The sequence below is a fragment of the [Clostridium] polysaccharolyticum genome (genome assembly GCF_900111595.1).
GTDB classification, from domain to species: domain Bacteria; phylum Bacillota; class Clostridia; order Lachnospirales; family Lachnospiraceae; genus Clostridium_AI; species Clostridium_AI polysaccharolyticum.
Genome location: NZ_FOHN01000009.1, coordinates 57,021 through 69,560 on the forward strand (window position 1 = coordinate 57,021; position 12,540 = coordinate 69,560).

9 protein-coding genes are annotated in these 12,540 nt (G+C 37.3%); 8 read left to right on the plus strand and 1 reads right to left on the minus strand.

Going from position 1 to position 12,540, the window contains the following annotated elements; genetic code table 11:
* Positions 1-31 precede the first annotated feature (31 nt).
* Positions 32-1,219, plus strand: a complete 1,188-nt coding sequence (trpB, locus tag BMY85_RS07515) for a tryptophan synthase subunit beta (RefSeq protein WP_092477660.1) — start codon at positions 32-34, stop codon at positions 1,217-1,219.
* A gap of 18 nt (positions 1,220-1,237) precedes the next feature.
* Positions 1,238-2,026 (plus strand): tryptophan synthase subunit alpha, encoded by a 789-nt coding sequence (gene trpA / locus BMY85_RS07520; protein WP_092477661.1) that lies wholly within the window; start codon positions 1,238-1,240, stop codon positions 2,024-2,026.
* Positions 2,027-2,151: 125 nt separating this feature from the next.
* On the opposite strand, the gene fabV is transcribed toward trpA, so the two are convergent.
* A complete protein-coding gene (fabV, locus tag BMY85_RS07525) occupies positions 2,152-3,309 on the minus strand; it encodes an enoyl-ACP reductase FabV (RefSeq protein WP_092477662.1) in 1,158 nt (385 codons plus the stop codon).
* Between the two features lie 214 nt (positions 3,310-3,523).
* On the opposite strand from fabV, the gene BMY85_RS07530 reads away from it, so the two are divergent.
* From BMY85_RS07530 to BMY85_RS07555, 6 genes are all read left to right on the plus strand, one after another.
* Positions 3,524-4,297: a YdcF family protein gene (locus BMY85_RS07530; RefSeq protein ID WP_092477663.1), complete on the plus strand. Its 774-nt coding sequence runs from the start codon at positions 3,524-3,526 to the stop codon at positions 4,295-4,297.
* Positions 4,298-4,305: 8 nt separating this feature from the next.
* Positions 4,306-4,785, plus strand: coding sequence for a C-GCAxxG-C-C family protein (locus BMY85_RS07535; protein WP_092477664.1), 480 nt, complete (start codon positions 4,306-4,308; stop codon positions 4,783-4,785).
* Positions 4,786-4,945: 160 nt separating this feature from the next.
* On the plus strand, positions 4,946-6,421 hold the full coding sequence (locus BMY85_RS07540; RefSeq protein WP_092477665.1) for an LCP family protein: 1,476 nt from the start codon (positions 4,946-4,948) through the stop codon (positions 6,419-6,421).
* Positions 6,422-6,872: 451 nt separating this feature from the next.
* Positions 6,873-8,831 carry a threonine--tRNA ligase gene (gene thrS, locus BMY85_RS07545; RefSeq protein ID WP_092477666.1) on the plus strand — a complete coding sequence of 653 codons (1,959 nt, stop codon included), beginning with the start codon at positions 6,873-6,875 and terminating at the stop codon, positions 8,829-8,831.
* 135 nt (positions 8,832-8,966) lie between these two features.
* The gene (locus tag BMY85_RS07550) at positions 8,967-10,676 is read left to right on the plus strand and encodes a methyl-accepting chemotaxis protein (protein ID WP_177180687.1); all 1,710 of its coding nucleotides are present in this window, start codon (positions 8,967-8,969) and stop codon (positions 10,674-10,676) included.
* A gap of 394 nt (positions 10,677-11,070) precedes the next feature.
* On the plus strand, positions 11,071-12,516 hold the full coding sequence (locus BMY85_RS07555; RefSeq protein ID WP_092477668.1) for a methyl-accepting chemotaxis protein: 1,446 nt from the start codon (positions 11,071-11,073) through the stop codon (positions 12,514-12,516).
* Positions 12,517-12,540 lie beyond the last annotated feature (24 nt).

Here is a 12,540-nt window from a genome sequence, read left to right on the forward strand (position 1 = left end):
TGAGAAAAAATGAAGAAAGGCAGGTAGAGTTATGAATACTTATTATGGAGAGTTTGGAGGACAATATGTAGCAGAGTCCTTAATGAATACACTAGAAGAGGTGGATCGTGCATTTGAAGAAGCCATTCGTGATCCGGAATTCTGGGAAGAATTTGATTACTATATGAAGGAATATGTAGGAAGGGAAACTCCTCTTTATTATGCCTCTCGTTTAAGCGAAAAGTATGGACCTAAGATTTATTTAAAAAGAGAGGATTTAAATCATACAGGTGCACACAAAATTAACAATGTAATTGGCCAGATTTTACTTGCAAAGCGTATGGGAAAGAAGAAGGTAATTGCGGAAACAGGTGCTGGGCAGCATGGTGTAGCTACAGCCACAGGTGCCGCATTATTTAATATGGATTGTAAAGTATATATGGGGGAAGAGGATATTAAACGACAGGAATTAAATGTGCTTCGTATGAGAATGCTTGGAAGTTCTGTACATAGTGTAACTTCTGGAAGCCGTACCTTAAAAGATGCAACCAATGAAGCGATTCGCACATGGGCAAAAGAAGCAGAGGATACTTTTTATGTAATTGGTTCAGCGGTTGGTCCTTACCCTTATCCAAAGATTGTGAAGACTTTCCAAAGCGTAATTAGTAAAGAAGCGAGAAAGCAGATTCTTGAAAAGGAAGGCAGATTGCCTGATACAGTTATGGCTTGTGTAGGAGGCGGTTCTAATTCTATCGGAATGTTTGCAGAGTTCTTAGAAGATAAAGAGGTAAAATTAATTGGTGTGGAAGCGGCAGGATTAGGAATTGAAACAGGGAAACATGCTAGTGCAATGGCATTAGGAAAACCAGGAGTGTTACATGGAATGCGTTCCTATTTATTACAAGATGAGGATGGAAATGTGCAACTGGCTCATTCCATTTCAGCAGGTCTTGATTATCCAGGTGTAGGGCCAGAACATGCGTATTTAAAAGACAGCGGACGTGCAACTTATGTATCTGTTACAGATGATGAGGCTATGAATGCATTATTGGAACTTTGCAAAATGGAAGGAATTATCCCTGCTATCGAAAGTTCCCATGCCTTAGCTTATTTATTAAAGTATGCGAAAGAGTGTTCTAAGGATGAAATTATTGTAATGTGCCTGTCAGGACGTGGTGATAAGGACTGTCATACCATTCAGGCTTGGTTAGAAGGTAACAAAGAATCATTGAATAAATAGTTAAGGAGGTAAAAGAAAATGAATCGTATTGAAGACAGATTAAACCAGTTAAAAGAAAAAGGCGAGAAAGCATTTATTACATATATGACAGCAGGACTTCCAGACATGGAAGGTACAAAAGCATTATTAAAAGCCCAGGAAGAGGCAGGAACAGATATTGTGGAAATTGGAATTCCATTTTCTGATCCAGTGGCAGACGGCCCAGTGATTCAGGATGCATCCTATCGTTCTATTCTAAAAGGAACCAATCTTAAGAAAACGTTTCAGGCAGTAAAAGAAGTGAGAGAAGAATGTCAGATTCCAATTATTTTCATGATGTATTACAATACTATTTTGCATTATGGGGTAAAAGAATTTGTGGAAAAATGTGAAGAAGCAGGTGTAGACGGACTGATTGTACCGGATTTGCCATTTGAAGAACAGAAAGAAATCAAGGCTTGTATGACTTCAGAAAATGCTCCAATTCTGATTGAATTAGTTTCACCTGTTTCTAAGCAGAGAGTTCCAATGATCTTAGAAAATGCCAGAGGATTTGTATACTGTGTATCTTCTATGGGAGTAACAGGGCAGGAAGGTTCTTTTTATGATACTGTGTCAGATTACCTAAAGGAGGTAAAGGCACAATCTAAGATTCCTGTCATGATGGGATTTGGGATTAAAGAAGCAAAAGATGTAGAGTTTGTGAAGGATACCATTGATGGATGTATTGTAGGAACACATTTTATTGAAGTGCTTGAAGAAAGCGGATATGACTTGGAAGCTGCAAAAAAGTATATTCGTGAGTTCAAGAGTGGATTGAATGGATAATGGGTGAATCTGACATAACCTTAAATAAATGATTATATAGTTAATAGAAAGGTATTGCCCATAGATGTTTATAGTATAATAGCCGCTATGTCTGCTAGACGTGGGCGGCTATTTTTCTGCTTTTTTTACACTAACGGAATATCCTCATCATAATTTACATTATCAAAATGGAATCCGAACATCTTATAAAAATCGTCCCAATATCCATCAATATCTGCAACATCTTTTAAATTCTTTGTAGTAACTTTATCCCAGTTTTCCATAACAGCAGTCTGTACATCTTCTCGCAGTTCCCAGTCGTCTACACGAATCAAACCAGAATCGTCTGTGACAGCTCCTGCAGTTCCGAACATTTTATCATGGAACAGACGGTACATCTGTTCAATACAGCCTTCATGGATTCCTTTGTCTTTCATGACTTTATATAACAGAGAAATATATAAAGGTACAACAGGAATTGCAGAACTTGCCTGAGTAACTAATGCTTTGTTGACAGAAACAAAAGCGTTTACATTTTGAAAATCAGAAGTAATTTCTTTGGAAGTAGCGACCAAATGGTTCTTTGCCATTCCGATCGTTCCATTTTTATAAATAGCATGAGTTACTTCTGGTCCAATATAAGAGTAGGCAACTGTAGTTGTATCTGGTGCAAGCACACCAGCTTTATCAAGTGCCTCAATCCATTCTTTCCAGTCTTCGCCACCCATAACCTTAATGGTATTGGCAACTTCTTCTTCATTTGCATAAGGAATGCTTGCGTCGGTAATGGTATTGTGAACCAAGTCTAAGTTTTTATTTTTGAATTCATCTCCAATTGCTTTGATGCAGGAGGAATAAGTAACACCATCTTTGGTTCTTCTTGGTGCAGCAATACTATATACAATCATATCTACGGTTCCCAGATCTTTCTTTATGATGTCGATTGTCTGAGCTTTGATTTCATCAGAAAATGCATCTCCATTAATTGTTTTGGCATAAAGGCCATCTTCTTTTGCCATTTCCTCGAAAGCCAATGTGTTATAGTAACCTGCAGTTGCACATCTTCTTTCAGTAGGTGCTTTTTCAAACATAATACCTAATGTTTTAGCTTTTGCAGCGAATGCCAGGCTGATTCTGGAAGCAAGTCCGTATCCAGTAGAACATCCTATGACAAGGACATTTTTAGCACCTTTTATAGCAGGCTGTTTTTTTACATATGTAATCTGCCTTTTTACATTTTCTCTACATCCCTTTGGATGAGCTGTAGTACAGATGAAGCCTTTTACTTTTGGCTGAATAATCATAATGCATCTCCCTCGCTTTAGTTTGATAGTCAAAATTTATTTTAGCATAGTTAAACGAGATGTACAATAAAATAGAAATAAAAACATTACGAATTTATTATATTTCAGAATGGGTATTTACTTTTGAGTCTCTGTCTTCTATATTAGAAATAGCTCATAGAAATAGCTTAGGACATATATGTCAGGATAGTCAGGAGACAGAGGAGGAGCATGGGTGGAACGAGAGGATAGGAAATTGTTTTGGATAAAGTGGATATTAGTGGCAGCAGGAATTCTAGCTATTATATATTATGGAATGATAGTTTCTGTATTGGGAGTGCGAAAAGATTTTTCCTTAATCTGGCCAGCAGCTGGTGTCTGCTGTTTTGGACTTAGTTTGCTGATAAGGGAAATGGGTCGGCATCCCCATAAAGGAAGCTCACTGGTTCTAAATGGTATTTTAATTGTGGCAGTACTGCTTACGGCAGTGTTTGGAATATTAGAAGGCATTATCATAAAGAATGGTTTTATGCCAGCATCTAAAGATGCAGATTATATGATTGTGCTTGGGGCTCAGGTAAATGGAACAAAAGTATCCAAAGCATTGCGATACAGGTTAGATGCAGCATATGATTATGCGGTAAAAAATAAAAATACAAAGATAATTGTGTCTGGGGCACAGGGATATAGAGAAGATGTGACAGAGGCACAGGCAATGCGAGATTATTTAGTAGAGAAGGGAATATCAGAAAAACGTATACTGATGGAAGAGAAGTCTACCAACACCAATGAAAATATAAAGTATAGCAAGGAGCTTCTTGAAAATGCAGATTATGTTGTTATCGTAACAAACCGTTTTCATTTATTCAGAGGAGTCAGGATCGCCAGAAAGCAGCTTAGCCAGAAGGTGGAAGGGGTCGGTGCAGATACAGGAACTGTATTATTTCTGAACTATTATGTTAGAGAAGCATTTGCAGTTATAAAAGATGGAATATTAAATCATATTTAGGAGGGACTATGAAATCAAGAAAAGATAAGGCAGTGGAATTGTTTAAGGAAGGATTTAACTGTTCGCAGGCAGTGTTTGCAGCTTATAGTGATCTGTATGGAATGGATAAGGAAACGGCACTAAAGATTGCCAGTTCATTTGGGGCAGGAATGGGAAGAATGAGAGAGGTCTGTGGAACCTGTTCGGGAATGTTTTTAGTTGCAGGGCTGGAAAGTGGAGCTACAGAAGGAAAAGACACAGCTGGGAAAAAGCAGAACTACGACATGGTCCAGATGTTAGCGGAAGAGTTTCGAAAAAGAAATGGGACCATTATATGCCGGGAACTTTTAGGACTTGACCAGCCACAAGTAACGGCAGCAGAGTTTAAGGATACTGCCCCACAGGAAAGAACGGCCCAGTATTATGAAAAGCGTCCGTGCGTAAAGCTTGTAGAGGAGGCGGCACAGATACTGGAGAGTACGATTTTAAAAGAAAGATTTACAGACTGATTAATATTGCAGAAGTATTTCACTTATTTTGCATACCATTCAAAAAATGTAATACATTTTTATTAATTTTGTAACAAAGTAGTTGAAAATTTATGTCATTTTGGTAAAATGAAATGGCTAAGATAAATATGTGTTAGTTGGGACAGGTTGGTGTAACAGAATGGATGAGGAAAAACTGAAAGATGCCATTGATGACCGAAACCAAATAGATGTAAAAAATAATATAGAAAAAAAGGGTAGAGATTTGGACGAACAAAAAGAAAAAAAGGGTTCCTCAAAGCCGGAAGTGCCTGTAGTGGATAAGGATACAGTTGTTGAGAAGGCTGTAGCAGAACAGGAAACAGACATGGGGTTGGATACACAGTGCAATGAGGAACAGGAAATAAAAGAAGAAAAAGAGATTTTGGAAGAAGCAGGTTCAAAAAAGGAAGAGTCAGATAACAGCCAAGATAAGGAAACGTCTTCGACAGACGAACTTCTGAACATGTCGTTTGATGAAGAACATAAAGAGGAACCAGATGCTTTAGAGAGTTATTTAGAAAATTCACAGGATACGGATAAGAAGAAAAAATGGTCCTGGAAGAAAAAACTGCTGGTGGTGTTGTGTGTACTTGGTCTGCTCATTGGAGGAGGCTGTGCAGTCTTTTATACAATGCTTAACCGAATAGACAGGGAGAGGCCAGAAGATATTAAACGTGCCCACACGGATTTATCTCCTGAAGAGTTAGCAGCACAGCAGGCAACATTACGGCCTCAGGAATTTAATAATAAAATCGAACAGAAAGTTGTTAATATCCTGTTAGTTGGAGAAGAAGCCATTAATGATGGAGTGTTAGGCCGTTCCGATTCCATGATGGTTGCAACTTTAAATACAGTGGAAAAGACCATTAAATTAACTTCTCTTATGAGAGATATGTATGTTACGATACCAGGTTATAGGGATAATAAATTAAATGCAGCATATCATAATGGGGGAGGCGTGCTTCTTGCGGAAACCATAGAGCAGAATTTTGGAATTGAAATAGATGGTTATGTGCGCGTAAATTTTGATGCTTTTGAAAAAATTGTTGATGAACTTGGCGGCGTGGAAATTACTCTTACTGGAGATGAAGCACATTATCTGCAGACAACAAACTACATTTCCAAAAAGTCAAACCGCAATGTAGTGGAAGGAAAGCAGATTTTAAATGGAAATCAGGCATTGGGATATTGCCGTGTACGTTATAAAACGGCATCCAATGGAGAAGCCAATGACTTTGGCCGTACGTATCGGCAAAGAACCGTACTAAAAGCAATTTTTGATAAATATAAACATCAGAATGTTGTGAACATGGTATCAATTGCCTCTGATATGCTGTCTTATGTAACAACGAACTTATCAAAGTCAGAAATGCTTAGTTACCTTACAACAGCAGCAAGTTTTGGCACATTAGAGTTAGAAACTTTCCGTATTCCGCTTGATAATACTTATGATGGAACGAAAATTGATGGGAAGTCTGTACTGGTCATTGATTTTGATGCTAATAAACAGGCACTGAGAGAATTTATATATGCTGGTATAGCAGATTCAGAAATAAAAGTAGAAAGCGGAGATATGGAAGATGACCGGTATTTTTCTTATCTGTGGACTGATTAGCAAGGAGGTAGCAGATTCGTTTAAATAATGCAGAAACCAATGCCAGATATTTCGAAGACCAATGAAACTTTTTGGAAGTACGTTGACAAAAATGGTTTTGGTGATATAATAAAGTTATATTTTTTGCGAATTGCAAATGTAATACGATTAAAAAAACGTTGACGAGACGAGTAGGATGCGGAGCTATTCAGAGAGAGGCATGGCTGCTGGAATTGCCTTATAGCAGAAACATTTGAAAACTACCTCCGAGTGGCCCCAATCCGGTCCGGTGATTCCGTTATCATCAGGCTGTACGGCAGTACAGCAATTGAGAGCCTGCATAAGCAGGAATTAGGGTGGAACCGCGAGTGTGATTCGGACAGCTCGTCCCTTTCGGTAGGAAAAAGGCCGAAAGAGACGGGCTTTTTTTTCTGCTTTTTCATAGATTATAAAGTATGAAGGAGATGCAAAAATGAAGATAACATTAAAAGATGGCTCATGGAAAGAATATGATAAAGCAATGAGCGTGTACGAAATAGCACAGGATATCAGCGAGGGGTTAGCTAGAATGGCTACGGCTGGTGAAGTGAATGGTAAAGTAGCAGATTTAAGAACAGTAGTAGACAGTGACTGTGAATTAAGTATCTTAACATTTAATGATGAAGCTGGCAAGGCACCTTACCGTCATACAGCTTCTCACGTATTAGCAGAAGCTGTTAAAAGATTATATCCAGAAGCGAAGTTAGCGATTGGACCTTCTATTGATACTGGATTTTATTATGATTTTGACTGTGAATCTTTTGACAGGGCAGCGTTAGATAAAATAGAAGCAGAAATGAAAAAAATCATCAAAGAGGGAAAAGAGTTAGAAAGATTTACTCTTCCTAGAGATGAAGCGATTGCATTTATGAAAGAAAGACAGGAACCCTATAAGGTTGAGCTAATCGAAGACCTTCCAGAAGGAGAAACAATCTCTTTCTATCGTCAAGGTGATTTCGTTGATTTATGTGCAGGTCCTCACTTAATGAGCACAAAAGGAATCAAAGCAATCAAATTAATTTCTTCTTCAGGTGCATACTGGAGAGGAAGCGAAAAGAACAAAATGCTTACTCGTGTATATGGTACAGCATTTACAAAGAAAGCTGATTTAGATGCTTATTTAGAGCATTTGGAAGATATTAAAAAACGTGACCATAATAAACTAGGCCGTGAAATGGAATTATTCACAACAGTAGATGTTATTGGACAGGGACTTCCATTATTAATGCCTAAGGGTACAAAAATGATCCAGACATTACAAAGATGGATTGAAGATGAAGAAGAAAAACGTGGTTATATGAGAACAAAAACACCTCTTATGGCTAAAAGTGATTTATATAAGATTTCTGGGCATTGGGATCACTATTTAGATGGCATGTTTGTACTTGGAGATCCTGAAAATGACAAAGAAGTTATGGCACTTCGTCCAATGACATGTCCATTCCAGTATTATGTATACAAAGCAAGCCAGAAATCCTACCGGGATCTTCCTTGTCGTTATGGGGAAACATCTACATTATTCCGGAATGAAGATTCAGGAGAAATGCATGGCTTAACACGTGTCCGCCAGTTTACAATTTCGGAAGGACACTTGATCATCCGTCCAGATCAGGTAGAAGATGAATTTAAAGGCTGCGTTGACTTAGCGTTATACTGCTTAAAAACTTTAGGTCTTGAAAAGGATGTAACGTACCGTTTATCCAAATGGGATCCAAACAATCGTGAAAAATATATTGGATCGGATGAATACTGGGAAGAAACACAAGGCATGATGCGCCAGTTCTTACAGGAATTAAATATTCCATTTGTAGAGGCAGAAGGGGAAGCGGCATTCTACGGACCAAAACTTGATATCCAGGCTAAGAATGTATATGGAAAAGAAGATACTATGGTAACAATCCAGCTTGACTGTGAAATTGCTGAAAAATTCGATATGTATTACATTGATGAAAAAGGGGATAAAGTTCGTCCTTACATCATTCACCGTACAAGTATGGGATGTTATGAAAGAACACTTGCATGGTTAATCGAAAAATATGCCGGTTTATTCCCAACCTGGTTATGTCCGGAACAGGTTCGTGTATTGCCTATCTCGGATAAATATGCGGATTATGCTAAGAAAGTAGAAGCAGAGTTAAAGAATAATGGTGTATTAGCTACAATGGATACTCGTGCAGAAAAGATTGGTTATAAAATCCGTGAAGCAAGACTTAGCCGTGTGCCTTATATCGTAGTTGTAGGACAGAAGGAACAGGAAGAAGGTCTTGTATCTGTTAGAAGCCGTTATTTAGGTGATGAAGGACAAAAACCATTACAGACATTTATAGATGAAATCTGTAAGGAAATCAGAACCAAAGAAATCAGAACGATTGAAGTAAAGGAAGAAAAATAATAGCAGCAGAAAATAATAGTAGCAGGGAAAAGGAAGAACAAAAGGTTTGAATGTTCTTCCTTTTCTGGTTATAATAGTATTATGGCAGAAATAGATGTTGACAGAATAATAAATATAAGAAAAAGGAGAATAAAAATGAAAATTAGAATTAGTATAAGAAAGAAACTAATGATTCCTGTTTTGCTTATGTTTTTATTGTTTTCAGTTTCGCTGTCTGTAATGATTTATCATATTTCCCGTGATAAATTTATTAAGCAGGGTCAAAATGAGGCAATTTCTGTGGCATCCCTGATCGGACATATGATAGCTCCCGAAGAAGTTGAAGCTATTATGCAATCAGAAAAAGAGGAAGCCTGTTATGAGAAGATTTTTAAGTTTGCAGAGCAGATGATAGAAAAAACAGGTGCTACATATATATATATGGTTGGTGATTATAATGGGACCTATAAATACTTCTTTGCAAATAATGAGGAAACTTCTTTTTATCAGGATCTTGAGCCAGAGTATTATAGGGAAGTGGAATTGGCTTTACAGGGAAAAGCATATGCTACATCAACTATAGATGTTTCTCAATATGGAAAGCTTATAACCGCTTGGATACCAGTTGTAAATAAAGAAGGAACGGTTGTTGCTGCATTAGGAATTGATTATGATGTGGAATATATATGCAAGGAAATCAGCTCTATGCTGCAGAAAATAGCAGTTCTAACAGCAGTCATGCTTTTCATTTCATTTATTATTATTTATCTCATTATCAGACAGATGTGCAGACAATTGAAACGGGTGGATAATAAGCTGGAGGAGCTTGTGAGCAGCAATGGAGACCTGACAAAGAAAATTGAGATAGCAGGAAATGATGAAATTAGTGATATCAGCCAGAAAATCAATCATTTATTAGAATATATACAAGAGGTAATTAAGAACATTGCTGGAGTTACTTCCCAAATGTCCAATTCCGTACAAAATAACAGAAAGCTTGTAAGTGGTTCGGTTTGTGATTTGAAACAAGTCTCTGCTTCAACGCAGGAAGTAAATGCTATGATGGAAGAAACCTATGCCAATACAAAGACAATTACTTCTGTAGTAGATGTGGAAAAAGAATTGTTAAGCAATATTTATAACGATATTTATGATGGAAAAGGACTGATGGAAGAGATCAAATGCCGTGCAGCTGCAATTAGTAAAAAGGCAGAAGGCAAAGGAGCCGAATTAGAAGAAATGGCACAAAAAATGAGTGCTTCGGTAAATGAAAAAATTTCCAAGGCAAATGAAGTTGAAAAGATAAACGAGTTGTCAAAGAAGATTCTGGAGGTTGCCAATAAAACAGGCATGCTGTCTTTAAATGCTTCTATTGAAGCCGCACGTGCTGGGGAAGCAGGAAAAGGTTTTTCTGTTGTTGCAAAGGAAATTTCAAAGTTATCAGAAGATACTATGAATACGGCTAAGGAAATACAGCAAATCAGCGATATGATTATTTTAGTAGTGGAAGAATTGGCCAAGGAAGCTGGAAATATGATGGATTATATATCCCAAAAGACACTTGCAAGCTATAATACGCTGCGGGAAGTGGGAACAGATTATGTGGACAGTTCAGAAAAGGCATACAGTTTCTTTGAAGGCATGCATGATAAGTCAGTGAAAATGGAGCAGGGAATGACTGGTATTGTGGATTCGGTAAAGGTTATATATGAAAATGCAAAACAATGTGCAGAAGGAATGGAAGAAGTTTCAAGGCTGACAGTAAATCTGCAGGAGAATGTAAATGAAACGGAGCATCAGGCAGAAGAAAATGAAAAAATGATGAGTGATCTTGAAACGGAGGTTTCTAAGTTTATAATAGATTAAAAACAGGATTTTCTATGTACCAAGAGAGAAATATGGACGTATTGCACAGATAAACAATCTAGGGGCTGGCTGTCTTGCAGAATTAAGTATGTAAAACCTGAAAAGGCTGCTGTTAAAAGCAAACCAAAAACGAGTCGTGCGAATTTACGAGATGTCAACGTGAGTGCTCTTTTAGGATTACGCCTATTTTCATGATTATAATTGAAATTAATGTAAATAGAGTATATACTATAAAGGATTAAAGGAAAAACTAGGTGGCTAGTGCAGAAAAATTACAGGATTGGAGGGAAGAGAGTTTTAGGAATATCAAAAGATAAAGAGCTGATTGCTTAATGGGCAGAATATAAATTTATATGATTAGACTAATAGTATAACAGATCAGGAGGACTTAAAAATGGATGCTAGTAGAATAAAACTAGTGAACAGAAAACTGTTTGCGTGCTTGTTCCTTGCAGGAGTTTTTTACATTATTGGAGTAGTAAGTGTTGTAAAGACAGGAATATACAGTAGAAAACAATTTGTTTTATTTCTTATCACATTTGGAATGCTTTGTTTGAGTTTTATTATCGGAAACTATTTAAAAGGGCTGATGCCAGCAGTAGTCATGGGGACGAGCTTTGTAATGGCAACACTTACAGCATCGTTTCTTTATGATAGTGGAATTGTTTTACTGTACTTGCTTGTGGTATTAAGTATTATTACAAGTTATCAGAATAAGTTTTTGATGTATTACATGTCAATAATCACCTTTTTGGCAGCATTTGCTGGGCAGATGTATGGAACAAGCAGGCTGGGCTGGCTGGTTAAGGATGTAGGGCTAATCCCATTTATAGTAATAGTAGTTGTTCTGGCTGTATTTTTATCATATAGACAGATTAGCCTGGATAACAACCGTCAGAAAGAACTTATAATGGAAAAGCAGAAAAATGCGGAAGAATCCTATGACAATCTGGTACAATTAAGCCAGGTTGTTTCGAACAGTACATCTCAATTAGTAACCAAAGCGAGAGATAACCGAAACGAAACTCAAATCGTGCTACAGAGTGTATCAGCCATTGTTGATGGACTGGCAAACCAGAATTCCAATATTAATATGCAGGTGGAAAACTCTAAAATTATTGAAGGTAAGCTGGAAGGTGTTGTATGCTGTGTAGATGATATGAATAAACAAGTGGATAAAGTTCTTGCTCTTGCACAGAAGAGTGAGAAAAGCATGCTGACTCTTAATGATAATACAGAACGTGTAAGTAATATGGCCATGCAGTCTAAAAATGGAATTGATCAGCTGCTTGCACATGTGATTTCAGTGCAGGAAGTTGTAGGAATCATTACAGAAGTAGCAGAGCAGACAAGATTACTGTCATTAAATGCGAGTATAGAGGCGGCAAAAGCAGGTACATATGGGAATGGTTTTGTTGTTGTAGCAGAGGAAATTCGTAAATTGTCAGATAGTACAAGCGATTCTGTTCAGAAAATAAATGATTTGCTTGTGACTTTACAGGATAAATCAGTTGTTGTGGAGAAAGAAATACAGGAAATGAATCAGGCATTTAATGAACAGAAACGGGAAATACAGCTTACAAATGGTAATATGAAAGATCTGGCACTAGCTATGAATTCTATGCGTAATGGATTAGATAACGTAGTATTTTCAACCAAGGAAGTGGTTACCAGCAATGAAGCGGTTTCAAAGGGAGTTTCTAATATTGCAGACATTTCCGAGGAAATAGGTGCTACATTAGATAATGTTTCGGAAGCTTGCAAGAGAGTTTACGATTCTTCTAATGAGACTCTTAATATAGCAGAAGACGTTGAAAATAAAGCAGGGAAGTTAATGTAAGGTTTGACAGGATACGAAAGATTA

Excerpts from the sequence above, each read along its gene's own strand:
- trpB (WP_092477660.1), top strand. The coding sequence starts at position 32 with ATGAATACTTATTATGGAGAGTTTGGAGGACAATATGTAGCAGAGTCC.
- trpA (WP_092477661.1), top strand. The coding sequence starts at position 1,238 with ATGAATCGTATTGAAGACAGATTAAACCAGTTAAAAGAAAAAGGCGAG.
- fabV (WP_092477662.1), bottom strand. The coding sequence starts at position 3,309 with ATGATTATTCAGCCAAAAGTAAAAGGCTTCATCTGTACTACAGCTCAT.
- BMY85_RS07535 (WP_092477664.1), top strand. The coding sequence starts at position 4,306 with ATGAAATCAAGAAAAGATAAGGCAGTGGAATTGTTTAAGGAAGGATTT.
- BMY85_RS07540 (WP_092477665.1), top strand. The coding sequence starts at position 4,946 with ATGGATGAGGAAAAACTGAAAGATGCCATTGATGACCGAAACCAAATA.
- thrS (WP_092477666.1), top strand. The coding sequence starts at position 6,873 with ATGAAGATAACATTAAAAGATGGCTCATGGAAAGAATATGATAAAGCA.
- BMY85_RS07550 (WP_177180687.1), top strand. The coding sequence starts at position 8,967 with ATGAAAATTAGAATTAGTATAAGAAAGAAACTAATGATTCCTGTTTTG.
- BMY85_RS07555 (WP_092477668.1), top strand. The coding sequence starts at position 11,071 with ATGGATGCTAGTAGAATAAAACTAGTGAACAGAAAACTGTTTGCGTGC.